At 64.1% G+C, this 24,766-nt stretch carries 25 protein-coding genes; 14 read left to right on the top strand and 11 right to left on the bottom strand.

Annotation, left to right across the window (positions count from 1 at the left end):
- Nucleotides 1-26 precede the first annotated feature (26 nt).
- The gene (locus AC5P5X_RS05025) at nucleotides 27-2,168 is read right to left on the bottom strand and encodes a TonB-dependent siderophore receptor (RefSeq protein ID WP_111189453.1); all 2,142 of its coding nucleotides are present in this window, start codon (nucleotides 2,166-2,168) and stop codon (nucleotides 27-29) included.
- A 73-nt stretch (nucleotides 2,169-2,241) separates the two neighbouring features.
- The gene (locus tag AC5P5X_RS05020) at nucleotides 2,242-2,886 is read right to left on the bottom strand and encodes a TetR/AcrR family transcriptional regulator (RefSeq protein ID WP_005413851.1); all 645 of its coding nucleotides are present in this window, start codon (nucleotides 2,884-2,886) and stop codon (nucleotides 2,242-2,244) included.
- 82 nt (nucleotides 2,887-2,968) lie between these two features.
- On the opposite strand from AC5P5X_RS05020, the gene AC5P5X_RS05015 reads away from it, so the two are divergent.
- Nucleotides 2,969-4,492, top strand: coding sequence for an FAD-dependent monooxygenase (locus AC5P5X_RS05015; RefSeq protein ID WP_111189452.1), 1,524 nt, complete (start codon nucleotides 2,969-2,971; stop codon nucleotides 4,490-4,492).
- 8 nt (nucleotides 4,493-4,500) lie between these two features.
- On the opposite strand, the gene AC5P5X_RS05010 is transcribed toward AC5P5X_RS05015, so the two are convergent.
- From AC5P5X_RS05010 to AC5P5X_RS04980, 7 genes are all read right to left on the bottom strand, one after another.
- Entirely contained in the window at nucleotides 4,501-6,204 is a 1,704-nt protein-coding gene (locus AC5P5X_RS05010) for an ATP-binding protein (protein ID WP_059034740.1), read from the bottom strand.
- Nucleotides 6,205-6,386: 182 nt separating this feature from the next.
- Nucleotides 6,387-6,635, bottom strand: a complete 249-nt coding sequence (locus AC5P5X_RS05005; RefSeq protein ID WP_005410137.1) for a hypothetical protein — start codon at nucleotides 6,633-6,635, stop codon at nucleotides 6,387-6,389.
- A 97-nt stretch (nucleotides 6,636-6,732) separates the two neighbouring features.
- A complete protein-coding gene (locus tag AC5P5X_RS05000; RefSeq protein ID WP_005410136.1) occupies nucleotides 6,733-6,978 on the bottom strand; it encodes a hypothetical protein in 246 nt (81 codons plus the stop codon).
- Nucleotides 6,979-7,102: 124 nt separating this feature from the next.
- Nucleotides 7,103-7,372, bottom strand: a complete 270-nt coding sequence (locus tag AC5P5X_RS04995) for a hypothetical protein (protein ID WP_005410135.1) — start codon at nucleotides 7,370-7,372, stop codon at nucleotides 7,103-7,105.
- Nucleotides 7,373-7,458: 86 nt separating this feature from the next.
- Nucleotides 7,459-8,103 (bottom strand): hypothetical protein, encoded by a 645-nt coding sequence (locus tag AC5P5X_RS04990; protein WP_012480650.1) that lies wholly within the window; start codon nucleotides 8,101-8,103, stop codon nucleotides 7,459-7,461.
- 133 nt (nucleotides 8,104-8,236) lie between these two features.
- Complete coding sequence (locus tag AC5P5X_RS04985) at nucleotides 8,237-8,713, bottom strand: membrane protein (protein WP_005410133.1); 477 nt, start codon at nucleotides 8,711-8,713, stop codon at nucleotides 8,237-8,239.
- A 94-nt stretch (nucleotides 8,714-8,807) separates the two neighbouring features.
- Complete coding sequence (locus tag AC5P5X_RS04980; RefSeq protein ID WP_062607309.1) at nucleotides 8,808-10,046, bottom strand: NADH:flavin oxidoreductase/NADH oxidase family protein; 1,239 nt, start codon at nucleotides 10,044-10,046, stop codon at nucleotides 8,808-8,810.
- An 89-nt stretch (nucleotides 10,047-10,135) separates the two neighbouring features.
- Between AC5P5X_RS04980 and AC5P5X_RS04975 the strand changes: the two genes are divergently transcribed.
- On the top strand, nucleotides 10,136-10,615 hold the full coding sequence (locus tag AC5P5X_RS04975) for a MerR family transcriptional regulator (protein WP_005410131.1): 480 nt from the start codon (nucleotides 10,136-10,138) through the stop codon (nucleotides 10,613-10,615).
- Nucleotides 10,616-10,631: 16 nt separating this feature from the next.
- Here the strand turns inward: AC5P5X_RS04975 and AC5P5X_RS04970 are convergent, their stop codons facing one another.
- Both AC5P5X_RS04970 and AC5P5X_RS04965 read right to left on the bottom strand, forming a co-directional pair.
- Nucleotides 10,632-11,843 (bottom strand): MFS transporter, encoded by a 1,212-nt coding sequence (locus tag AC5P5X_RS04970; RefSeq protein WP_005410130.1) that lies wholly within the window; start codon nucleotides 11,841-11,843, stop codon nucleotides 10,632-10,634.
- Between the two features lie 125 nt (nucleotides 11,844-11,968).
- On the bottom strand, nucleotides 11,969-12,388 hold the full coding sequence (locus tag AC5P5X_RS04965; RefSeq protein WP_043034643.1) for an HD domain-containing protein: 420 nt from the start codon (nucleotides 12,386-12,388) through the stop codon (nucleotides 11,969-11,971).
- Nucleotides 12,389-12,518: 130 nt separating this feature from the next.
- Here AC5P5X_RS04965 and AC5P5X_RS04960 point away from each other — a divergent pair, with 130 nt between their 5' ends.
- The 12 genes from AC5P5X_RS04960 to AC5P5X_RS04905 all read left to right on the top strand — a co-directional run bounded on the left by AC5P5X_RS04960 (nucleotide 12,519) and on the right by AC5P5X_RS04905 (nucleotide 24,730).
- Entirely contained in the window at nucleotides 12,519-12,776 is a 258-nt protein-coding gene (locus AC5P5X_RS04960; protein WP_005410128.1) for a hypothetical protein, read from the top strand.
- Nucleotides 12,777-12,812: 36 nt separating this feature from the next.
- A complete protein-coding gene (locus AC5P5X_RS04955; protein WP_111189451.1) occupies nucleotides 12,813-14,492 on the top strand; it encodes a type IV secretory system conjugative DNA transfer family protein in 1,680 nt (559 codons plus the stop codon).
- A gap of 424 nt (nucleotides 14,493-14,916) precedes the next feature.
- Nucleotides 14,917-15,363 carry a hypothetical protein gene (locus tag AC5P5X_RS04950; protein WP_012480646.1) on the top strand — a complete coding sequence of 149 codons (447 nt, stop codon included), beginning with the start codon at nucleotides 14,917-14,919 and terminating at the stop codon, nucleotides 15,361-15,363.
- Between the two features lie 89 nt (nucleotides 15,364-15,452).
- Nucleotides 15,453-16,499, top strand: a complete 1,047-nt coding sequence (locus AC5P5X_RS04945; RefSeq protein ID WP_111189450.1) for a VirB8 family type IV secretion system protein — start codon at nucleotides 15,453-15,455, stop codon at nucleotides 16,497-16,499.
- A complete protein-coding gene (locus tag AC5P5X_RS04940) occupies nucleotides 16,496-17,275 on the top strand; it encodes a TrbG/VirB9 family P-type conjugative transfer protein (protein ID WP_012480644.1) in 780 nt (259 codons plus the stop codon). The genes AC5P5X_RS04945 and AC5P5X_RS04940 overlap by 4 nt, the downstream gene beginning before the upstream one ends.
- Nucleotides 17,272-18,525 (top strand): TrbI/VirB10 family protein, encoded by a 1,254-nt coding sequence (locus AC5P5X_RS04935; protein ID WP_012480643.1) that lies wholly within the window; start codon nucleotides 17,272-17,274, stop codon nucleotides 18,523-18,525. The genes AC5P5X_RS04940 and AC5P5X_RS04935 overlap by 4 nt, the downstream gene beginning before the upstream one ends.
- 14 nt (nucleotides 18,526-18,539) lie before the next feature.
- Nucleotides 18,540-19,583, top strand: coding sequence for a P-type DNA transfer ATPase VirB11 (gene virB11, locus AC5P5X_RS04930; RefSeq protein WP_033833165.1), 1,044 nt, complete (start codon nucleotides 18,540-18,542; stop codon nucleotides 19,581-19,583).
- Nucleotides 19,584-19,586: 3 nt separating this feature from the next.
- Nucleotides 19,587-20,552, top strand: a complete 966-nt coding sequence (locus tag AC5P5X_RS04925) for a lytic transglycosylase domain-containing protein (protein WP_111189449.1) — start codon at nucleotides 19,587-19,589, stop codon at nucleotides 20,550-20,552.
- Nucleotides 20,553-20,625: 73 nt separating this feature from the next.
- Nucleotides 20,626-21,045 (top strand): TrbC/VirB2 family protein, encoded by a 420-nt coding sequence (locus tag AC5P5X_RS04920; protein WP_012480640.1) that lies wholly within the window; start codon nucleotides 20,626-20,628, stop codon nucleotides 21,043-21,045.
- On the top strand, nucleotides 21,038-21,346 hold the full coding sequence (locus AC5P5X_RS04915) for a VirB3 family type IV secretion system protein (RefSeq protein WP_012480639.1): 309 nt from the start codon (nucleotides 21,038-21,040) through the stop codon (nucleotides 21,344-21,346). The genes AC5P5X_RS04920 and AC5P5X_RS04915 overlap by 8 nt, the downstream gene beginning before the upstream one ends.
- A gap of 84 nt (nucleotides 21,347-21,430) precedes the next feature.
- The gene (locus AC5P5X_RS04910; protein ID WP_024958424.1) at nucleotides 21,431-23,878 is read left to right on the top strand and encodes a VirB4 family type IV secretion/conjugal transfer ATPase; all 2,448 of its coding nucleotides are present in this window, start codon (nucleotides 21,431-21,433) and stop codon (nucleotides 23,876-23,878) included.
- A 51-nt stretch (nucleotides 23,879-23,929) separates the two neighbouring features.
- Complete coding sequence (locus AC5P5X_RS04905) at nucleotides 23,930-24,730, top strand: hypothetical protein (RefSeq protein WP_123958716.1); 801 nt, start codon at nucleotides 23,930-23,932, stop codon at nucleotides 24,728-24,730.
- Nucleotides 24,731-24,766 lie beyond the last annotated feature (36 nt).

The following is a 24,766-nucleotide window of genomic DNA, read 5'->3' as shown; positions in this document are numbered from 1 at the left end:
GAATTCAGCGCTGCAAATGCTTCCGGTCAGAAGCTGTAGGCCGCCTGCACATACACCCGCCGTGGATCTCCGGGGAAATGCCCGTTGCGTTCAATGAAGCCACTGGCCGCGTACACCTTGTCGAACAGGTTCTTGACGTTGGCCTGGAACTGCCACTGCCTCCACGTGGTCTTCCAGCTCATGTCGAACACGGTGTAGGCCTTGACGGTCTGCCCATCCAGGCTGACGCGCTCGCCGACGTGATCCGCGCCAAAACCGATGGCGGAGTTGATCGCCGGCAGGTCATAACGCGTCCACAATCCCAGCTTGTTGCGCGGCGCATTGGCGAATCGGTCACCGGAGGCGTTGGTGATGCCATTCGGGCCGGCGTCCTTCACCCGCGCATCGTTGTAGGCGTAGGTCAGGTTCAGCACCCAGCGCTCGCTGAGGTCGGCCAGAAGGTCAAGCTCCATGCCGGTACTGCGTACCAGGCCCAGCGCGGCCAACTGGTTCACGCCACCGATCACCTCGCCGGTGGCCTGCACGATGTTGCTGCGGTCGATCCGGTAGGCCGCCATGTTCAAGGTCACACGGTCGGCCAGCAGCGACTTCATGCCCACTTCCCACTGCTTGCTGCGCTCGGCATCGAACGGTCCGCCAGCGGCCGGGTTCTGGTTGGCGGCACTCTGCGGCACGAAACCACTGGCGACGTTGGCGTAGACGTTCAGGCCCTCGCGCACGGTGAACGTGCTGCCCAGCCGCCAGCTGAGATCGTTGCCATCCACACTGTTGCCAGTGATGCGATCCTCATCCTTGAAGCCATCCCAGCGCACCCCGGCCAGCACATGCCAGCGCGGGCCCAGTGCCAGTTCGTCCTGCAGGTAGCCGCCATGGCGCTTGCTGCGGGTGGATGTGCTGCGCCAAGGCAGGGCCGCCAGGTTGTAGTCGTGCCAGGTACTGGCGCCGTACACGGGATTGAACAGGTCGATGCCGCGCACCGGCCCGGCGCCACGCGCAAGGTCAGCGCTGTTCGCGGTCTGTGCGGTGAAATCCGCATCCAGCTGGTACACATCGGCGCCGAACAGCACCTTGTGCTCAACCGTGCCGGTGGCCACCCGCCAGACGGCATTGCCGTTGGCAGTGAATGCTTCGTTGTCGCGTATCTGGTTGCGCAGCTGGCGGGTCATCCACTCGGCCACGCCATCGCGGTCACGATCGATCAGGCCCATCGGCTCGTGGTACATCTGGTGTTCGTTGTTGCTGAACCAGCGGGCGGCGAAGTCCAGGTCCAGAGTGTCGCTCGGCGCGAAACGGTACTGCGCCAGCGCCACTTTGGCGCGCATGTCGAGGAAATCACTGGCCTCGTTGTGGTTCCAGCGGCGGTCGGTCAGGAACGTGCCTGCATCGTTGACCGGCACGCCACGCAGGCGGTTGCCGCCAAGGTTCTGGGTGATGTCGGTGAACTGCAGCACCAGCTCGCCGGTCTGGCCAACGTCGAAGGCCAGCGAGGCGTCGCCGATCACGCTCTCGCTGTCGGTATTCCAGCGCACGCCCTGTTCACTGTCGGCATAGAGCCCGGCGCGATAGCGTACGCTGCCGGCGGCATTCAACGGCCCGGTACCCTCGATCGATCCGGCACGGAAGTCCTTGTCGCCGAGCTGGACCTCGATGCGGCGTTCGGCGCTGGCTTTCGGCTTGCGGGTCACGTAGTTGATGACACCGCCCGCATCACCCCCGCCATACAGCGCGCCTGCCGGCCCCTTCAGCACTTCCACGCGCTCGATGTTGAACAGTTGCGGCACCGAAAATCCTGCGTACGGGTCGCCGCGCAGGCCGTCATACAGCACGTTCTCCTGGCGGAAGCCGCGCAGGGTCACCCCGGCATAGCTGAAGTAGCTGATGCCGCTGATGCTGCGATAGAGGTCGGTCACCTGGCGCGCGGCCTGGTCGTCGATCAGTTCACGCGGGATGACCTGGATCGACTGCGGGACCAGCTCCAGGGGCGTATCGGTGCGGGTGCCGACCGCGGCATCGTCTACCCGATACAGTGTCTGTGCGCGTCCGCGGACTTCGACCTTGTCCAGATCCTTGGGTGCGGCAGCGGAGGACTCAACTGCATGCGCAAGGGTCGCCACGTGCAGGGCAAGAGCCAGGCACAGGGTGCGTTGCAGGGGCATGGGCAGGGGCATTGGGGAGGGGTACGTGTCTGCAAATGAGAAAGATTAGCATTTGCGATACTTCGACGCCTATTCCCCGGATGCGCTATGGACGCGCGCCGGGGTCCGTATACGGGGTGCCCGCCAAGGCCACCAGTACCCCGGTGGCACCGCGCACGATCAGCTGCCGCATGGCCTCACGCGGGTCCTCGCCCTGCAGCTGGCTTGCCAGTCCTTTCTCATAGGCCGCCACCATCGACGCCAGCAGCATGGCCGCGCCCAGTCGCGCTTCGGCGTCATGTTCGGGCCGGCCGACAGCGTGGGCCATCAATCGCGCCAGATCGTCAGTCAACTGCGCCTGCAGCCGTCGCGCGTGCGCGACCAGTACCGGGCTCTCCGCCACGGTGCCCCAGAAGGCGACAGCGCCGGCATTGATGCGCAGCAGCGGATGGCCAGCCTCCAGCAGCTCACGAACGAGCGACTGGAAGGCCGCGAGCGGGGTCAGGCCGCTGCGCGCCATCATGCCCTCGCGCAGCAGCGTGCGCGCCTCCTCATCCCGGTCGAACACCAGGTCTTCCTTGCTGGCGAAGTAGTTGAAGACCGTCTTGCGTGAGACGCCCGCGGCTTCGGCGATCTCGGACATGGAGACGGCCTCGAAGCCGCGCCGGATGATCAGCTCGGTGGCGACGTCCGAAATCGTTTGTCGGGTCACGGCCTTGCGTTGTTCGCGGCGGCCAGGAGGCGGGGTCATGGGCGGTTCACTTGTGAAAACGTACACCGAGTGTAACATTTGATCCGCCAGAGCGCCGACCCGGCGCTCAAAAGGAATCTCGATGCTGTACGACGTCGTCATTGCCGGTGCTGGCCCGGTTGGCCTGTTCCTGTCCTGCGAACTGGCCCTGGCCGGGTGTTCGGTGCTGGTGCTGGAACAGGCCGGGTCCGCCGGTTCGCCGTTGAAGCGCCTGCCATTGGGGCTGCGCGGCCTCAACGCCCCCACGCTGGAGGCACTGGATCGGCGCGGCCTGTTGGACGCGGTCGCCGCGACGCAGGTGCTCAAGCCCGACAAGGGCGCGCCGCCGCCCGGCACCGCCCATTGGCTGGCGCAGCCGCGTGCGCTGGGTGGGCACTTCGCGGGTATTCCATTTGCACTGGACGATGTGGACCAGGCGCGCTGGAGCTGGCGCCTGCCGACACCGGCGGGCACCCAGATGGCGGTGGAGTTGCAGGCCCTGGAAGCGGTGTTTGCCGAACGTGCGGCTGCGCTGGGCGTGCGCATCGAACGCGGGCGTGCGGTACAGGCGGTGGATGCGCACGAGGCGCAGGTTGCCGTGCACACCGGCTCCGGCAGGGTCCACGGCCGCTGGCTGGTCGGTTGTGATGGGGCCCGCAGCACGGTACGCAAGCAATCGGGCTTCCTCTTCGCTGGAACCGGGCCGGAGTTCACCGGTTACACGCTGCTGGTCGAACTGGCAGATGGGTGTGTACTCACACCAGGCCGACAGTTCACCGATCACGGGATGTGCAATTTCAACCCGCCAGGCATGCTGGCGCTGGCCGATTTCGATGGTGGCGCCGGCCATCGCACGCCACTGGACCGGCACACCGCGCAAGCGTTGCTGCGGCGGGTGTCTGGCTGCGAGGCAACGATCACTGCATTGCACCTGGCCACGACATGGACCGATGCTGCGCGCCAGGCGACGGCCTATCGCAGCGGACGTGTGCTGTTGGCAGGTGATGCCGCGCACATGCATTCGCCGTTGGGCGGCCAGGGACTGAACCTCGGCATCGGCGATGCGATGAACCTCGGTTGGAAGCTGGCCGCCGTGGCGCGCGGCAAGGCCGATGAGGCGCTGCTGGACAGCTATCAGGCTGAGCGCCATCCGGTGGGCGCCAAGGTGCTGGACTGGTCGCGCGCGCAGGTTGCGCTGATGCGACCCGGGGCCGGTTCGCGCGCACTGGCAGCGATCATGGCCGACCTGGCCGACACCCGCGATGGGGCCACGTATCTGGCCGAGCGGATCTGGGGTGTTTCGCAGCAGCTGGATCTTGACGGAGACCACCCGCTGGTCGGCAGGAGCGCGCCGGACTTCCGGTTGGTCGATGGCCGCCGCCTGGGCGAACTGCTGAGAGCGGGGCAGGGGGCGCTGCTTGTTTTCGACCCGGCCTCTTCGCCGCCGCAGCATGGCCGACGCTGGCAGCCTTCCATCGCCTGCGCCGCAGATACCGGGGATGCGGCGTCGGGCCTGGGGGCGGTGCTGGTGCGCCCGGATGGCATCGTTGCCTGGGCCTGTGGCACGCAAGGGGATATGTCCGGCCTCGATTCAGCGCTTGCTTCCTGGACCGGTCCGACCCGGTGATCTGCCGGCTAATGCGCAGTCACCATCGTCTGCGAGCGACAGCTGGCCTCGGTCATCACCAAGGCCAGCTGCTTCAGTGAGTAGGGCTTGCGCAGCAGCGTGAAACCGTGGCCTGGATCGCGGGCCAGCAGTTCGCTGTAGCCACTGGTGAGAATGATCGGAAGATCGGGCAGGCGGCTGCGGATGGTGCGGGCCAGATCCAGCCCATTGGTCCCGGGCATGACCACGTCGCTGAACACCACGTGGAAACGCGCAGCGTCGCGCTCGAGCTCCGCCAGTGCTTCGTCGGCATTGCGCGCGAGTACCACGTTGTACTCAAGCTCGCGCAGCGCACCGACTGCAAATTCGGCCACATCCACATTGTCTTCCACCACCAGCACGCACAATCCGTGACCATGCAGCAATCCCGGTTGCGCGGTCGGCAGCTCGATGGAGGCGTTTGCCTGCGCCAGCGGCAGATACAGCGTGAAGCGCGTACCGACACCGGCCTGGCTCTGTACGTCCACTTCGCCCTCGGACTGCTTGACGAAGCCGAACACCTGGCTGAGGCCAAGCCCGGTGCCCGCGCCCACTCCCTTGGTGGTGAAGAATGGCTCGAAGATCCGGTCCACCACGGACGGATCGATACCGGCACCGGTGTCGCTGACGCTGATCGCAGCGAAGTTGCCTTTCATCGGCGCCGCGAACCGTACGGAAGGCACCGATGCCAGCTGTTCCACATCGATCGTCACCTTGCCGTGGCCGTCGATGGCGTCGCGCGCGTTCACCGCGATGTTGATCAGTGCGGTGTCGAGCTGGGTCCGGTCCAGCAGCACCGGCAACGGGGCGTCGGGCAGGTTCACCGACACGGAGATGCGTGCACCCAGCACTGTGGTGATGATGTCTGAAAGCGCGCGTACGCTCTCGCAGAGGTCGAATACCTGCGGCGACAGGCTCTGCCTGCGCGAGAACGCCAGAAGCTGGGCGGTCAGGCGAGTGGCGCGGTCAGCGGCGGTTTCGATCGCCTGTACATAGCGCAGGCGCGCATCTTCGGCCGGCCAGGTATGCAGCAGCATGTCCACGGAACCGGTGATGACCTGCAGCAGATTGTTGAAGTCGTGGGCAACGCCGCCGGTCAGCTGGCCGATGGCCTCCAGCTTCTGCGACTGCCGCAGCTGTTCGCGGGCGCGTACCAGTTCAAGATGGGCCTCGCGTGCCTGCTCGGTGATGGCCGCTACCTGGCGGGTGTGCCGGTCGCGTTCGATCACCCGCTCGGTCTGCTCGCTGACCATGCAGATGATGCCGGCCACGCCTCCGCAACCGGCACGCAGCGGCGAGTAGGAGAACGTCCAGAATGTCTCGCGCAACGTGCCATCACGGTCCATCATCAACGGCATGTTCTTGAAACTGCGGCTTGTGCCGCCGAAGGCGTCGTTGACAGCATCGACGACGTCGGCCCAGACGTCCGCCCAGACGTCTTCCAATCGGCTGCCCATGGCGCCGTGCAGCTTGCCGCCCAGCATCGGCAGGTAGGCATCGTTGAAGAAGAACGCCTTGTTGTCGTGGCCCCATGCGATCCACAGAGGCTCCGGAGAATCCAGGATCATCGCCAGCAGAGCGCGAAGTTCGGGAGGAGCGTTGATCGCGTCGGTGGAACGGGCCCAGTCGCTGTCCTGCAGCAGTCGGTAGGCGAGTTGATCGGGTGCCGAGACAGGAAGGGGGAAGGGATGCATGGCCGTGCGCGAAGAAAGGTGCCGCAGCTTAGCCGAGGTGATGTCATTGTGCCCTGCACAGCTCCTTTGCCCTGGCTGTCATCGGCCCTGCGCGGCGGACGAGGTGGCTCACGGGGCGCCCTCTGACTGCACCATCATCCCTGCGCCAACAGCCTGCGTCGTGGCACCGTCGTATTGCAGCCTCAGACACCAAGAAGCGAATTCACCTGCCAATCGGCAACCCGCGCATGGCTCACCGCCTGATGACTGCCGCATCCGTCGCAGCGGAACAAGGCGCCGCCCGGCAGCTGGACCAGATTGTCTTCGCTGGCCGAGCGGGTTTCAGAGCAATGCCGGCAGATGACAGTGAGCGCCGTAATGCGCTCCACCCCGCCAGACAGGTCGAACACAGCTTCAAAGGCATGGATGACAGGGTGACCAGTGGCCGGCATCGGGAAAGTCGTCGTGATGGGGAGGCCTTATCCTGCCCCCCCTATCGTGACGGGCTGGTCGTCCGCATGCATTGGAACGATCAAGATGCCCGGCGGCTCAGAGATCCTTCTTCTTGCCGCTCAGGTCGATCGGCCTGTCACTGCCCTTGCGCTCGCTCGACCACACTTCCATGCTCTTGTTGCAGCGGCTCTCGCGGGCAGCCACTTCGGGTGGCAGGTCCTTCAGATGCGGCGACTCCTGGCAGGCCTGGTGCATGGTGCTGTCGTCGTACGTGGCACAGGCGCTGAGCGTGGCCAGGGCAATGGCGGTGAGGGAGGCGCGAAGCAGGGGCTGCAGGATCATGGAGAGTCTCGGGTGGTGCCGGGCTGGCCATGGAATTCAAATCCGTGACCCCGGGCACGAGCAATCCGTCCAACCGCACTTGTTATTCTGTAACAGATGCGCGATAGTCCGGCGCCTGCTGCTGTCAGGCGACGCAGATCATCAGGATCATGCTCAGCGCCAGCATCAGCACGAATACGCGCCGGCTCAGCGCAAGGCAGGCCAGGCAGGCGGCCAGTGCCCAGGCAGCCAGCAGCGCGCAGGCCAGCAGCCACAGCCCGATCACGATCAAGGATCCGGTCGCCAGCGCCGACAACGCGATGGCCTTGTACAGAGCCACGCCCAACACGCTGCCGAGCACGCCCGCCTGCAGGGCGATGGCATCGTGATGTGCGGGGGCAGGCGCGTGGAGCATGGTGGCTGGATGGTTCCAAGCGTGAGCGGCGCGCGTACTGTGCCCGAACACACATCCACGCCATGTGTACTTCGCCGACGGCGTGATCAGTGACGGCGGCGCGACAGCAATAGCCCAATGCCCACCACGGGCACGATCCCAAGGATCGGTGCTTTGTACAACGGCCAGCCATGCAGTACGCCCGTGATCACCAGTGCCGCCGTCGCCAGCAACAGGCCCGCACCCCAAACGCGTGCGGGCCAGGCACCGAAGAAGTGGCGACGTTGCGGAGCCGCGGCAGCGTTGGCGGGCCGATCTGCGAGCGCCTCTGCCAGTGCGTCCCGGAAGGTTGGGAAATCATGCATCGATGCCCGAGTGCGCTGCAGCAGCACGCTCGGTCCATCGATCAGGATCAGATCGACATGATCGTCCAGGTTGTAGGACCGGATCTGCTTGAACGGGAGAGGAGGACGGTGCTGGAATACCAGACGATCCTGTTCCAGTACCACCCGGTCCCGTTGTGGGGAATAGACAACGAAGCCGAGAATCAGCGGCGACAGCGTGAAAATCGCTGCCGCGCCCAGTGCCGGAAGCGGCCCAAGTTCGGGTGCGACGGCAAACAGGAGTATTGCCAGTGGTCCGGCTCCGGCGGCAACGATGGCGTACTGGTGATAGCGCCTGAAGATGCGTACTTCGCTGCCGATTTTCCGCGGCCGGGCGGGGAGACGGGAGCGGGCGGTGGGTGACTTCATGGACTGCGTTCGATCACGGCTTTCCGGCAAGAAAGCGTGGCGTCGCGTTGCAATGAAGTCCATACAACTATTTCGAATCCACCCTTGCTGGACCCCTGTGTGAGTCCTCGTGCGCCTTCGCCCACGCATCTGCTCAGTCGAACTCGCCCTCGGCCGATTCCAACCGCTGCCGGTACGCCGCCCGATGCTGGTACAGGCGCTGGCACTCGGCGGACCGGTGGATCCGGCTGGCCGGTTCGTTGGCCACGGCGTCGCACATCCTTGCGATGTGGTTGTTGGACGCCAGTTCTGTCACGAAGAACACGGCGGTGATGCCGGTACCCAGCAGCACGACATAGAGCAGGCGGCTGAGCCAGCGCGTGCGCTTGCGCTCGAAGTGCTGCTGGAGGGTCAGGTCGAAGCGGATGATGCTGAGCACGATCCAGATGATCGCGACCAGGAAGCAGAGCGTGGGCAGCAGGCCTCGCCAGAGTCCTGCTTCGTACACCGACTCGCTGTAGTGAACTGCTGCCCCGGCACCTGCGATGGCGATCGCCAGCGCCCAGTTACGGCCCAGCGAGAGCAGGTCATCGAGCAGCTTCTCGCGGTTCCTGGTCGATCCTGCTGCCACGTGGGCTCCATCTCCATGCTGCGACCGGCGGCGGAACTGCCGCCGATCCTGCAGATGGTGGAGCATCGCTGCGGCGATGAGAAGACCGCGCGGCTCAGTGTGCGATGGCGCGGGCGCCGATCCAGCGCCGGTAGCGGCGGGTCCGACACTTTGCGGCCGCCTGTGCCAGCAGCAGGGCCCATACCGGTGAGACCGTGGGTGCGGTGGGGCGGCGCCGGCTCAACCGGCCCAGCTGATACTTCACTGCGGCCATGTGCGCGCTGGCCGCCAGCGGCTTGCTGCGCCAGTTGATGTCGCGCAGTGTCGGCACCGGATCGCGGCCCTGCTGCCAGTGCTGCGGCAGATCCGGCTCGATCGCCAGCGCGGTGGCGATGCCGACCATGGCCACGCCGCTGGCCAGCACCTGCTCTGCCACTTCGCGGCGGCGGATGCCGCCGGTGACCATCAGCGGCATCGTTGCCACCGTGGCGATCTCGCGCGCGAATTCGAGGAAGTACGCTTCGCGGGCCACGCTGCGTTCGTCGCGTGCGGCGCCGGTCATGGCCGGTGCTTCATAGCTGCCGCCGGACAGTTCGACCAGATCCACGCCGAGGGGCGCCAGCATCTCGACCACGTCGCGCGCGTCCTCGGGCGAGAAGCCGCCGCGCTGGAAATCGGCGGAGTTGAGCTTCACCGCCACCACGAACATGGGCGCCACCGTCGCGCGCACACCCTGCACGATCTCCAGCAGCAGGCGCGCACGGTTCTGCAGGCTGCCACCCCAGCGGTCATCGCGGCGGTTCGACAGCGGCGACAGGAACTGGCTGAGCAGGTAGCCGTGCGCGGCATGGATCTCCACGCCGCTGAAACCGGCGCGCTCGGCCAGCTCGGCACTGCGGATGAAGCGAGCGATCACGTCTTCAATATCCGCCTCGGTCATCGCCCGCGGCGGCGCGAACTGTTTGGACAGTGCGCCCATGTCCAAGGGGACCGCCGAAGGCGCCAATGCCGGCTGGCCGAGCGCGGCCGGCATCTGCCGCCCGGGGTGGTTGATCTGCATCCACATCTGCACCCCGCGCGAGCGCGCGGCGTCGGCCCAGGCGATGAAACGCTCCAGGTGGCGATCGTCCTCCAGCACCACGCCGCCGGGGCCGGTCATGGCGCGGCCATCGACCATCACGTTGCCGGTGATGATCAGTCCGGCGCCGCCGTCGGCCCAGCGCTGGTACAACTGCAGCAGCGCTTCGGAGGGGGCGTGGTCGGCGTCGGCCATGTTCTCCTCCATCGCCGCCTTGGCGATGCGGTTGCGGATGAGGGCGCCGGAAGGCAGCGCCAGGGGCGAGAACAGCGACATGGGACAGCTTCAGGACAGGGGAATGGCGCTACGCTAACCTTCAAGTTTTATTGAAGGTCAATGGGTTCCGATGTCGAGGATTCAGGCAGATGAAGATCGGTGAGCTGGCCCGCCGCACGGGCCTGGCGGCGTCACGCATCCGCTTCTATGAGGAGGCAGGGTTGCTGGTCGTCCAGCGGCAGGCCAACGGCTACCGCGACTACCCGGAGCAGGCGGTGCTGCTGCTGGAGCTGATTACCGGTGCGCAGCGCGCCGGCTTCAGCCTGGAGGAGATACGCGCCTTGCTGCCACCGGACATGGGCCAGTGGCAGCACGACGCATTGATCTCAATGCTGCAGCAGAAGGTGGCCGACATCGAGGCGCTGCAGTTGCGGCTGGCAGAGAGCCGGGCGCACCTGCTGGCCCTGATCGAGGACATCCAGGCGCGGCCGGAGGGCATCGACTGCGCGGCCAACTCGCGGCGGGTGCTGGAGCGCGTCAAGCGCGGTGAGCTGGCGCGCCCGACACTTGCGGCCGGCGATACGGCGTTGCTGCGGCCGGATCGCCGCCGCCGCGCGGGCAGCAGCTGACAATCCGGCGCGAAGGTCAGTGGCTGCCCACGCCGGCTGTCTTGCGCTTCCTGTCCAGCATCACCGCCACGCACCACAGCAGCAGGCCGCCGATGGCGGTGGCGGCACCGACATAGCCGGTGCTGGCCGGGCTGAAGCCGGCACTGATCGCCATGCCGCCCAGCCACGGCCCCAGCGCATTGGCGGTATTGAAGGCGGCATGGTTGGAGGCGGCGGCCAGGGTCTGTGCTTCGCCGGCCACGTCCATCAGGCGCGTCTGCAGCACCGCCGCCAGCGCGCCCATGGTGCCGACGGTGATGATCATCGGACCGATCGTCCACACCGACTGCGCGGCCAGCGGATACAGCAGCAGCATCACGATCGACCACAGCAGCACCACCGCGGCGGCCTTGAAGTGGAACTTGTCCACCAGCCAGCCACCGGCGATGTTGCCGATGATCGCGCCGATGCCGAACACGCCCACCGCCAGCGGCATCCACGATTCGGCCACGCCGGTGACCTGCACCAGGGTCGGTGCCAGGTAGGTGAACACGCAGAACATGCCGGCGAAGCCAACGGCGCCGATCGCCAGCGCCAGCCACACCTGGGTGGTGTTGAAGGCGCGCAGTTCGCGCATCGGCGAGGTACGAACCTCGTCCGGGTCCGGCAGCAGGAAGCGCGCGATCATCGCCACGGTGGCGATGGCCAGCACGCTGACCAGGGCAAAGGCGGTGCGCCAACTCAGCTGCTGGCCCAGCCAGGTGGTCAGCGGATTGCCGACCAGGATCGCGATCGACAGGCCCAGCAACACGCGCGACATCGCCTGGCCGCGCTGGCCGGCCGGGCTGATCGCGGCGGCCACCAGCATCGCCACGCCGAAGTAGGCGCCATGCGGGAGGCCGGCGACGAAACGCGCAATGAGCATCGTTCCGTAGTTCGGCGCCAGTGCGCTGGCCAGGTTGCCGACGGCATAGAAGCCCATCAGTGCCAGCAGCAGCTTGCGGCGAGGGAAGCTGGCGCCGACGAAGGCGAGGATCGGGGCGCCGACGACCACGCCGATGGCGTAGGCGCTGATCAGGTGGCCGACCTGGGTTTCGGAAATCGACAGGCCGCGGCTGATCTCCAGCATCAGGCCCATGCTGGCGAATTCACTGGTGCCGATGGCGAAGCCGCCCAGCGACAGGGCAAGGATGATCAGGGTGCGCTGACGGGGCGTCAGCCGCGCAGCCAGGGAAGAGTTGGGGCTCATGCGGGGCGCGATGGGGGCGGGGAGCCGGTCATTGTACTGCTGCACCGCAACAAGGGCAGCAGCACTCAGGGTAAATCAGCGTTTGATCGGTGACACGTTCGCCCACCGGCCACCGCGCGGCGCGATCAGATGCCCAGCGCTGCCCGGGCGTGCGCATACTTGCCGCGCAGGCGCCCGGCCGTCGCCGCGTCGAGCATCGCCAGGCGCTGCGGATCGGCGTTGTCATCCAGATCGGCCTGCTTCACCTTCAGTGCCAGCGGGTGGGCGGCAATGCGCGCGTAGTAGCTGTCCGCGTCGGGGGCCGCGTCGCGGTTGAGCAGGTGCACCGCCTCGCGCAGCGGGGCGGGAAAGACCTCGATCCGTGCGGCAAACGCCGGGCAGTCTTCGGCTACGTCATGCAGCCAGGCCACCACTTCGGCGTCATCGTCGCCGCGCACCGCGGCCGCCACCCGCGCCACATGGCAGATGTAAGGCTGGCCGGCCTTGTCCGTCTGGCCCGTGTGGGCCTCGGTGGCCAGCGTGCGTGCAAGTGCTACCCAGTCCATTGCAGTCTCCTTGGATATCCGCAGACAGTTTCGCGCAGAAACCGTAGCGCTTGTGCATACGCCGATGACACTGCGATGGGCATCATGGCGGGGCAGGGGACGCAGTGTTGCCCCGACAAGGAGGAATGCGATGCAGGAATTCAGGCATGTGCTGGAAACCCGTGGCCGCTATCAGCTGGTAGCAGTGTCCTACGAGCCGGTGTACGCTCCGGGCGATGTGGTCGGCCATGCGGTCGTCGCCGACGATGGGGATCGTCTGACCGACCTGGTGTCACTGGCCGAAGCGCGCCAACTGCTGTTGCAGCGGGTGCGTGAAGAGGGCGAAGAGCCCGGGCTGGAGAACGAAAACAACCTGCGGAAGAAGGCGTCGCGCTGGCGCCGCCGCTAGGCCGTCGCGCCCTCGTGCGCATCATGGAGGATTCGGGTGTTGCCCAGTAAGAAGTATCTGCTCATCGCCATCGTCACGCTGGCGACCCTGCTGCTTGGTTTCGTGTTTTCCGGCTACCTGACCCTGTTGTTCCTGGGGTTGGACACCAAGCTGTTCACCTGGAACAAGTACTACCAGTACTACCACGCCATCGGCCAACCGCAGGTTGCGCCGTTCGTGGGCAAGATCAAGTGGGCCGGCTACGTGGGCTTCGGCCTGCCGCTGCTGGTCCTGCTGGTGACCGGTCTGGTGCTGCTGCTGAAGAAGGATAAGCGCTCGCTGCATGGCGACGCGCGTTTCGCCACCGGCGCCGACCTGTCCAGGCATGGCATGTTCAAGAAGACCGGCCAGAGCATCGTGGTCGGCAGCCATGGCGGCAAACTGGTGCGGCTGGATGGCCAGCAGTTCGTGATTCTCGCGGCACCCACCCGTTCAGGCAAGGGCGTGGGCGTGGTCATCCCGAACCTGCTGGAATACGGCGAATCGCTGGTGGTGCTGGACATCAAGCAGGAGAACTTCGACCTGACCAGCGGCTGGCGCGCCAGCCAGGGCCAGGAGATCTACCTGTTCAATCCCTTCGCCGAGGATCGGCGCACGCACCGCTGGAACCCGCTCAGCTATGTCTCCGATGATCCGGCATTCCGGGTGTCGGACCTGATGAGCATCGCCGCGATGCTGTATCCGGACGGCGCCGAGGACCAGAAGTTCTGGGTCAGCCAGGCGCGCAACGCGTTCATGGCCTTCACCCTGTATCTGTTCGAAAACTGGGACGACGAGCGCAGCAGTGGCTTCCCGGGCGGCTCGGGCACGCCGACGCTGGGTTCTGTCTACCGGTTGTCATCCGGCGATGGCACCGATCTGAAGAAGTACCTCAAGGCCTTGTCGGAGCGTTCGTTCCTCAGTGGCAACGCGCGTTCGGCGTTCGCCAACATGCTGTCCCAGGCCGACGAGACCTTCGCCTCGATCCTGGGCACCTTCAAGGAACCGCTCAATCCCTGGATCAACCCGGTGCTGGACAAGGCCACCAGCAGCAACGACTTCCTGCTGACCGACGTGCGCAAGAAGAAGATGACCATCTACATCGGCATCCAGCCGAACAAGCTGGCCGAGAGCCGGCTGATCATCAACCTGTTCTTCAGCCAGCTGATCAACCTCAACACCAAGGAACTGCCCAAGTCCAACCCGGACCTGAAGTACCAGTGCCTGCTGCTGATGGACGAATTCACCTCGATCGGCAAGGTCGAGATCATCGCCTCGGCGGTGTCCTACATGGCCGGTTACAACATCCGCCTGCTGCCGATCATCCAGAGCATGTCCCAGCTCGATGCCACCTACGGCCGGGAAGTCTCGCGCACGATCATCACCAACCACGCGCTGCAGATCCTGTACGCGCCGCGCGAGCAGCAGGACGCCAACGACTATTCGGACATGCTGGGCTACACCACCATCCGCAAGAAGAACGTCACGCACGCCCGCGAGAAGACCCACAGCTTCACCGAGGAGCGGCGGGCACTGATGCTGCCGCAGGAGCTGAAGGCGATGGGGCCGGACAAGGAAGTGTTCCTGTACGAGGGCATACCGCATCCGGTGAAATGCGACAAGATCCGCTACTACAAGGATCGCTACTTCACCTCGCGGCTGCTGCCGAAAGTCGACGTTCCCATGCTTAACGTCTAATTCACGTCGTTAAATTTGTGACGTAGATTCATATTCACTGACGTGAAAACGTGAGTTGAGTCAAGAATTCGGCATTTGTTCATAGATTTTCAGACTTGTCTGACATGGAATTGACGCGTGGTTGTGCGACCCTGTGCATGCCGTTCAGAAATGTGTGATGGATGGCAGATGTTGTAGAGCAGGGTGGCCAGGAGTTTGTGCCATGAAACATGGATGGTTTCGACGTTGGTGAGGTATGCGGGTGTGTCGCCGGGAGTGTCTGGCGGCCCCGCGACTTGGTTGGCAGCCGTTGGCTGCAGGGGAGCCGGAGTGGGTGTGCTGCCAGTCAGTGCGTCGCTCCGATTCCGGCGTGCGCGACGCAGCGCCGGACGACCAGGGGACCAATGCTCGGGACTGCTTTTTCGTACGTCAAAGTGAAGCCCGTATGAATCAGGCGTTTATCGCGAAAATGTCCATCGCCGCAGTGGCGGCGTTGATGGTGGCCGGTTGCGCCACCAAGTCCGCTCCCGATTTCGGAGGCCGCTGGAAGCCGGTGAACCGCTTTGCTGCGGCAACCACCGAGATCCCGCTGTACTCCAGCTACGTCTACCAGGCCTCGCCGATGGACGGCACGCTCAAAGCCATGCTCGAGCGCTGGGCCAAGGATTCCGGACGCACGCTGGATTACCGCCTGAGCTCGGACTTCACCCTGTACGGCGCGGTTTCCAACATCGACACCACCAACGCTCAGCAGGCCGTGATCGATCTGACGGCGGCCTATGCAGCGCAGGGCATCTCCGTCTCCATCGTTGGCAACCAGATCGTTGTGCAGAGCGCTGGCTCGACGCCGACCGCGTCGGCACAGGGCGCTGATTCCAACAGCGGCACCTGAGTCCACCTCGAAATCATCGAACGTGCCGCTCCCCGCGCCTGTCGCAGGGGTGCCACGCCCATTGATGTTTCAGCAGTACGGAAGAATCCATGTTCCGCAAGAAGGATCCCGGCAATAGTCCCAAGGTCGAGCAGTCGGTCGCCAAGGCGGTCAGCTACGAGATCACCGTGGCCGACATGGCGCGTCGCAGTGAGCGCCGTGCCTGGTGGGTCGCCACCGGCTCATTGCTGATGTCGCTGGCACTGGCTGGCGGCTACTACTACATGCTGCCGCTGAAGGAGAAGGTGCCGTTCCTGGTGATGGCCGATGCCTACACGGGTACCGCTACGGTGGCGCGCCTGAGGGGCACGTTCCAGGGCGAGACGATCACCACCAACGAAGCGGTCAACCGCAGCAATGTCGCCCAGTACGTGCTGGCGCGCGAGTCGTACGACTCCGCGGTGATGGGGTTGCGCGACTGGGAGCTGGTGTTCGTCATGTCCAGTGATGCCGTGGCCGCAAGCATGAAGCAGCGCTATGCCAGCAACAATCCGCAGAATCCGTTCGTGATGTACGGCCGGGGCAAGGCGATCAGGGTCAAGATCCTCAGCATCACCCCGCTGGGCGTGCAGGCGAACGGCAGCTTCCGTGGCGCGTCCGTGCGCATCCAGCGCAGCCTGCTCGACAAGCGCAGCGGTGTGTCGACCTATCTGGACAACCAGCTGGTCACCATGCGCTTCAAGTACAACCAGAATCTGGCGCTCTCCGAACAGGACCGCGTGCTCAACCCATTGGCGTTCCAGGTCACGGAGTACCGTGTCGACAACGACTATGCGCGCGGGGTACCCGTGCCGGATGACGGTGCCATGCAGCAGCAGGCCCAGGATGCCGCGCAACAGGCACAGCTCGCCGCGCAGCAGGCGCAGGGCATGTACGTTCCGAACAATCCGGCCGCTGCCACCATGATCGATCCCGCCACCGGTCAGCCTGTCGCAGTGCCGGCCAATGGGCAGATGCAGCCGATGCAGGGTGCGCCCATGCAGGGGCAGCCGGTCCAGGGGCAGCCGATGCCGGGGCAGGGCGCGCCGGGACAGCCGGCAATGATGCCGGCACCGAACCATTCCACCGGAAATGCTGATGGAGCAAGCAACCGATGAGTAGTCGAAAAATCAGGGGAAGCGCGTGGGCGCTGCTGTCGTTGCTGTCGCTGGTGTTTTCCAGCGCGGCGATGGCACAGGCAGTTGACCACTACGAGTATGAGAAGGACCGCATCTACCCGGTTCGCACCGGCCTGGGCCTCACCACCCAGATCGAGCTGAGCCCGAACGAGAAGATCCTCGACTACAGCACCGGCTTCAGCAGCGGCTGGGAACTCACCCGTCGCGAGAACGTGTTCTATCTCAAGCCGAAGAACGTCGACGTCGACACCAACATGATGGTGCGTACCGAGACCCATTCGTACATTTTCGAGCTGAAGGTCGTTGCCACCGACTGGCGCCAGCTTGAGCAGGCCCGTCGCGCCGGCGTGCAGTACAAGATCGCATTCGTCTATCCGAATGACACTGTGTTCGGCCCTGCCCAGTCGGCGGTCGAGGAGGAGGCGCAGCCGCTGCTCAGTACCGAGCTGGCCAAGGATCGCCAATACAACTTCAACTACTCCTATTCGACCAGCAAGGCCAAGAAGATGGGATGGCTGGTCCCGGTCAACGCCTACGACGATGGCCGTTTCACCTATCTGAAACTGCCCAACTCGCCCGAGTACAAGACCGGTATCTTCCCGGCCGTATTCGGTCGCGAGAAGGAGTATGGCGAGGATTTCGTGGTCAACACCACGGTTGAGGGCAATACGCTGATCGTGCACGGGACGTACCCGTACCTGGTCATCCGCCACGGCGACTTCGTCGTCGGCCTGCGAAGGAACGTGAAGAAATGAGCCAGCAGAACACTCCCGAAAACGATCCGAATCCGTCTCCGTACGGACAGGGGCCTGCGGCTCAGGAGCCATCGGCGAACCCTTACTACGGGCACGCGCAGGCAGAGGCGGCGCCGGATCTGGATGCCAGTGCCCCACAGCTTCGCTCTGCGGAAGAGCAGCGCTTGAACCGCAAGGCGCTGTTGTTCCTCGGCGGCATCCTGGTGTTGTTGCTGGCCATGGGCTTCCTGCTGCTGCGCAAGGGCAAGGAAGACGCTGAAGAAGCCAAGGCGCCGCCGCAGGTTGCACGTTCGAGCACCCCCGACCTGCCGATCATTGCACCCTCCGCGATTCGCGAGGCTGCCCGGGAAGCCGCCGAGCCCATTCCGATGCTGCCGCCACCGCCGCAGGAAACGATGGGCCCGACGTTCATTCCTCGTGCCGAACCCGAGCGCGAGGTCGAGCGTGGCCCGAGTCTGCTGGATCGCCGCATTGCCGGTAGTGGTGGCGCAGGCGTGGGCACGGGCGACGCTGGCGGCCAGGCCGCAGCAGGGGACAACGACGATCCCTACATGCAGGCCACGTTGGCTGCGCTGCAGGCGCAGAACGGCAATGCTCCGCCGGCCAAGGTGCGCCGCGGGCCTGATGTGGAGGATGTGTCCAATGCTTCCTACATCCGGAGCCCCGACGCGCTGCTGGTGCGTGGCACCTATCTGCGTTGTGTACTCGAGACCCGCATCATCACCGATCTTGCAGGTTATACGTCGTGCCTGTTGACCGAGCCGGTCTACTCGATCAACGGCCGCAGCCTGCTGCTGCCCAAGGGGTCCAAGATCTATGGTGCGTACGGTGGCGGTCCCAAGGGCAAGCGCGTGGAAGTGATCTGGGATCGCATCACCACGCCCAATGGCATCGACGTGGCCATGTCCAGCCCGGGCGTGGATCAGCTGGGTGGTGCCGGTCATCCTGGCCAGTACAGCGCGCACTGGGGTAGTCGCATTGCGTCGGCGTTGATGATCAGCCTGATCGCCGACGCCTTCAAGTACGCCGCAGCCGAACATGGCCCAGAGTCGACGACGGTTTCCAGCAATGGTTTCGCCGTTCGTTCGCCCTATGAAAGCGCCACCGCGCGCACGATGGAGCGTCTCGCCAACGAAGCCCTCACCAGTTCGAATCGCCCGCCGACTGTCACCATCAACCAGGGCACCATCGTGAACGTCTACGTCGCCAAGGACGTTGACTTCACCAACGTGCTCAACCCGCGCCGGTAATCCGAAGAACAACCATGGACGCCGAAGTGTCACCCCTCGCCCTCGTTTCCAGCGATTTCCTGCGCTATCAGTACGAAGTGCTGGGCATCGCCGAGTACATGACATCCCCGGAAGTGACGGAAATCTGCATCAACCGTCCCGGTGAGCTGTACCTGGAAACCCGGGCCGGGTGGCAGCGGGTGGAGGTGCCGGGCCTGACCTTCGAGCGGGCCCGGCAGTTCTGCACGGCAGTGGTGAACGAGAGCAACACCGGCCAGCGCATCACCGATGCCGATCCGGTGGTGTCGCTCACGTTCCCCACCGGCCAGCGTGCGCAGTTCGTGATTCCACCTGCCTGTGATGCCGGCAAGGTTTCGATCACGATCCGCCTGCCGTCCAAGCACACCAAGTCGCTCACCCAGTACCACGAGGATGGTTTCTTCAACCAGATCCTGGAACAGGATGGCAGTCTGAGCGAGCAGGACCGCGAGCTGCTGGAACTGCGCCAGCAGCGCGAGTACGCAGAGTTCTTCCGTCGTGCGGTGATGTACCGCAAGAACATCGTGGTCTCCGGTGCGACCGGTAGCGGCAAGACCACCTTCATGAAAGCGCTGGTCAATCATATCCCGGACAACGAGCGCCTGGTCACGATCGAGGACGCACGCGAGCTGTTTCTGACCCAACCCAATGTGGTGCACCTGCTGTACTCCAAGGGCGGGCAGAGCACCAGCAATGTCAGCGCAAAGAGTTGCATGGAAGCCTGCCTGCGCATGAAGCCAGAACGCATCATCCTGGCCGAGCTGCGCGGTGACGAGGCGTTCTACTTCATCCGCAACTGCGCATCGGGCCACCCGGGCTCGATCACCAGTTGCCATGCCGGTAGCCCGGAGCAGACCTGGGATCAGCTGGCGCTGATGGTGAAGGCCTCGGCCGAGGGTTCGGGCCTGGAGTTCAACGTGATCAAGCGACTGTTGATGATGACCATCGACATCGTCGTGCATATCAAGGCGCATGCCGGCTCGCGCTACATCACCGGCATCGACTTCAATCCTGGGCGTGCCCAGGGGCAGGAGGGCTGACCAATGCTGCCAGGACTGGAAATGATGGCGTGCCCGGAAATGGCCGTCTCGATGGACGTGATGCAGCACGTCATCAACGTGGAATCGTCGCGCAACCCCTATGCCATCGGCGTGGTCGGCGGCGCCCTGGTGCGCCAGCCCAAGGCCCTCGACGAGGCGCTGGCCACCGTTCGCATGCTGGAGGAGAAGGGCTACAACTTCTCCATTGGCCTGGCCCAGGTCAACCGTTACAACCTGGGCAAGTACGGGCTGGATTCCTACGAGAAGGCCTTCCAGCAGTGCCCGAACCTGCAGGCTGGTTCGCGCATCCTCGCCGATTGCTACAAGCGCTCCGGTGGTGACTGGGGCAAGTCGTTCAGCTGCTACTACTCGGGCAACTTCGAGACCGGCTTCCGTCACGGGTACGTGCAGAAGATCTATGACTCGATCCGCCGCGGTCAGCAGGTCGCAAGCAACGGCGTCGCGCCGATTGACGTGGTCAGCCGCGGCGAGCGTCGGGTGGTCAGGGTCGAACATCATCCGCAGACGGCCTCGCCGGCCCAGGCACGCATCGTCGCCCAGGCCAGTGCGCCGGTGTACGTGCCGTCCAATGACCCGGCCCGGGCCTACACCGTTTACCCATCCACCGGTGCGATGGCCCGCGGCAGCCTGCTGAACATCGCCGACCAGGCGGTATCGCGCGTGGTGCTGGGCTCGGTCGATCGAATGATGCAGCCACAGGCACTGGGTGGAAACGACATGCCGCAGCAAGCTCCACAGCCGTATCAGCAGCCTGGTGCGGCGCAGGGCGGGGCCGCCATGCCGCAACAGCTTCCCGGGATGGCTGCCGGGGCGAACGCGCCGGTGATGCTGCGCCCGTGGAATGAGCGTAACGCGCCGGCAGCGGACACCCAGAATTTCTACAACGCACCGGCGCCCCGTGCGCCGGTGCAGCAGATTCCCGCAGGGGATGCGGCCTTCGTGTTCTGACGAAGTCGTGGTGCGACCGGTCCCCCGGCTGGTCGATTCAGTTGTGTTAGTCCATCAACAAGGAAATCAATCCATGAAGCGATTCAATCTCGACCTCGTCCAGGCCCAGCGCACGCTGAAGACCATGCTGATGGCCGTCGCATTCGCCGGTGCTGTGTTCGCTCCGCAGGCCCTGGCCGGCACTGACTTCGGTGGTACCGATGGCAAGGTCTGCGGCTTCTTCTCCAACATCAACGGTCTGCTGAACATGGCCTCGATCGCCGTGGTCACGATCGCCGTGATCTTCGCCGGTTACCAGATTGCGTTTGCCCACAAGCGCATCGGTGACGTGGCCCCGATCCTCATCGGCGGTGTGCTGATCGGCGCGGCAGGCCAGATCGCGCGCATGCTGCTCGGCAAGGAGGCTGGCAGCTGCGAAAAGGTCGGTGGTGGCGACGGCGCTGGCATGGCGTTTGAAATGATCAAGCACGCCGTCCAGTACTACAGTGCATAAGAACGTCCTGTTCCGGGGATGCACGCGCCCAGCGATGTTCCTGGGCGTTCCCTACCTGCCATTTTTCATGGTGGCGGGTGGGTTGTTGCTGCTGAGCATGTACACGAACTTCTGGTTTCTGCTGACCATCCCGGTGGCCATCTTCATCATGCGGCAGATGGCCAAGCGTGACGAGATGATCTTCCGCCTGCTGGGCCTGCGCCTGATGTTCAAGCTCAAGGTGCGCAACGTGCAGGAGCATGATGGCATGTGGGTGTTCAACCCGAATCACTACCGCAACAAGCCAGCCCCCAGGGATTGAGGGCTGGATCCGGCCAGGCGGGCGTTGAGCGCCCGCCTGGCCAACTCCGCATCTTTGTCGGCAGTACCTTTTGGAAGCAGTCGTATGTTCAACCCAGATACCTCCATCAGCGAATTCATCCCCTTGTCGTCGCACGTGGCTCCGAATGTGGTGAAGACCACGGGCGGCGACTACCTGTTGACGTGGCACCTGGAAGGGCTGCCGTTCGTGGGGCGCGAAGAATGGGAGCTTGAGCATCGGCACAACACCTTCAACCGGTTGCTGCAGACGCTGCGCGCACCGGATTTCGTCAACGTTGCCTTCTGGGTGCATGACATCCGGCGCCGTCGCACCCTGAAGGGAAAGAGCTACTACAAGCAGCGCTTCAACCAGGATGTGTCCGACCAGTACATGGGCATGCTGTCCTCCCAGCGCATCATGCAGAACGAGCTGTACCTGACGATGATCTATCGTCCGGTGGTGGCGGGAAAGCGCTTCGTGGAGAAGTCCGCGAACGTGGACAAGCTGCGCGCCGAGCAGGAGCAGGCCGTCGAGAAGCTGATGGAGCTCGCCGGCAACGTCGAAGCTGTGATCCGCGACTACGCGCCTTACCGGCTCGGTATGTACGAAGCCAAGAACGGCGTGGTGTTTTCCGAAACGCTTGAGCTGTTCGGCTACCTGATCAACCGCATCGATGAGCCGGTACCGGTGCTGTCGGCGCCTGTGAAAGACTATCTTCCGGTCAGCCGTCATATGTTCTCGGCCAAGACCGGCGATTTCGTGATCAATACGCCCAATGGCGTCAACCATTTCGGCGCGATCCTGAATATCAAGGAATATGCCGAGGGCACCTATCCGGGCATCCTCAATGGTCTGAAGTATCTGGACTACGAGTACGTCATCACCCATTCGTTCAGCCCGATGGGACGCCAGGACGCATTGAAGGTGCTGGACCGGACCAAGGGCATGATGATCTCCTCGGGCGACAAGGCGGTCAGTCAGATCGTCGAACTCGACCAGGCGATGGATCATCTGTCGTCAGGCAACTTCGTGCTGGGCGAATACCACTTCATCATCGCGGTGTATGGCGACAGCCAGGCGAAGCTGTCGCAGAACGTGGCCTCGACCCGTGCCGAGCTGTCCAACGCCGGTTTCGTGTCGACCAAGGAGGATCTGGCAGTCACCTCGTCGTTCTATTCGCAGCTGCCGGCCAACTGGCGCTTCCGCACGCGGCTGGCCAACGTCAGCTCGCTGAATTTCCTCGGCCTGTCGCCGCTGCACAACTTCGCCACCGGCAAGCAGCACAACAACCCGTGGGGCGACTGCGTGACCACGCTGCAGACCACCAACGGTCAGCCGTATTACTTCAATTTCCATGCCACCCATCCATCCGAGAATTCGCTGGGTGAGAAGGCGATAGCCAACACCATGGTGATCGGCAAGTCCGGTACCGGCAAGACCGCGCTGATCAACTTCCTGCTCAGCCAGGTTCAGAAGTACGAGCCGTCACCGACCATCTTCTTCTTCGACAAGGACCGTGGTGCGGAGATCTTCGTGCGTGCCTGCGGTGGCAATTATCTGGCCCTGGAGAACGGTGCGCCGACTGGCTTCAACCCGTTCCAGTGCGAGAACAACGAAGCGAACGTGCAGTTCCTGGCCGACCTGATCAAGGTGCTGGCCGGCAAGCGCGAGTACAGCGCCCGCGAGGAAGAGGACATCTACCGTGCGGTGGAGAGCATGCTCGATACGCCGATGCATCTGCGCAGCATGACCAACTTCCAGAAGAGCCTGCCCAACATGGGCGACGACGGCCTCTATGCGCGCATGCGCCGTTGGACTTCGGGCAATTCGCTGGGTTGGGTCTTCGACAATCCGATCGATACGGTGGATCTGAGCAAGGCCAACATCATCGGCTTCGACTACACCGACATCATCGACAATCCCGAAGTGCGCGTGCCGGTCATCAATTACCTGCTGCACCGCCTGGAATCGCTGATCGACGGTCGACCGCTGATCTATGTGATGGACGAATTCTGGAAGATCCTGGACGGCGAGGGTGGCCTGAAGGAGTTCGCGAAGAACAAGCAGAAGACCATCCGTAAGCAGAACGGCCTGGGCATCTTCGCCACGCAGAGCCCGGAAGACGCGCTGAAGAGTGATATCTCCGCTGCCCTGATCGAGCAGACCGCCACGCTCATCCTGCTGCCGAACCCGAACGCCAGCAAGAGCGACTACATGGATGGCCTGAAGTTGACCGAGGCGGAGTTCAAGGTGGTCACGGCACTGGACGAGCGCTCGCGCTGCTTCCTGGTCAAGCAGGGCCATGCTTCCAGTGTCTGCCAGCTCAACCTGCGTGGCATGGACGACATCCTGTCGGTGATCTCGGCCTCGACCGACAACATCGACATCATGCATCGGGTGCTGCAGACGGCTGCAGTCCGCAATCGGATCACCGTGGACGAACTCACGCCGGAACAGTGGCTGGAGGACTTCTACAAGAACCGAAAGGGCTCTGGTAAAGCCAAGGCCTCTGCCGAAACCGATGCGGCTTGAAAGCCCTGGATCAGACAGCGCCGAATGAAATCCATTCCCCTGGAGAAGAACATGAGCATGACATCCCGAAATCACAAGCGCCACCGCGGTCTGCGTCAGAAGCGCCTGGCAGCCATCCTGCTGGGGAGCATGGTCATGTTCTCCACCACGTCGGTTTCGGCCGGTGGTTACCCTGTCTTCGACCTCAGTAATCTCATGCAGGCACTGAAGGACTTTGCCCAAGGGAAGGCGCAAATGAAGGCTGACGGGCTGGAGTACGCGGCTCAGGTAACTCGGTGGAGAAGGACGTTCCAGGAGTACCAAAATGCGCTTGTCCAGATCCAGGGCATGATCAACAACTTCGGCTTGCCGCCAGGCGCCACATTGGAGCGGGTTCCAGACGACTATATGGTCGCCGACCTCTGCCGTACGTCGGCGGGCTTCAGCGCTGGCAGCCTGCTGAAGAAGTTTGTGCTGGATACCTCCGGTGATCTCTACGCGCAGCAGCAGCAGCTGTGCGTCAACATCCAGATGATGGAAAACCGGAAGCGCAACGAGACGGTGGATTTCATCGAGAAGACCATTCCCAGCATCAACGCGTCGTTGTCTGAGATCATGGGCTGGCGAGGCGGCGCCGATGGCAATCTTGCGGGAACTCTTTCGGCCGTGAACAGTGACTCCCTGCGTACGGCAAACGATATTTCCAAGCTGCAGCAGGAGTGGGAGGCGCGCATGCGGTCCTACGACGCCTATCAGGAGTCAATGATGGCCAATCAGCGCGTGCTGGCGCGCGTGGCATTGAAGGGCAAGCCGGGCGTCATCTCGCAGCTGGTCAAGACGGCCGCATTGGAACGCGCTTTGCACGTCGACTGACGCCGCTTGGGGCAGGTGCATAGGCACCCGCTCCAC

This window comes from Stenotrophomonas sp. YJH_SMC_91 (assembly GCF_059368495.1).
Note: the sequence above shows the minus strand (reverse complement) of the source record. Positions and strands in the feature narration are given on the sequence as shown.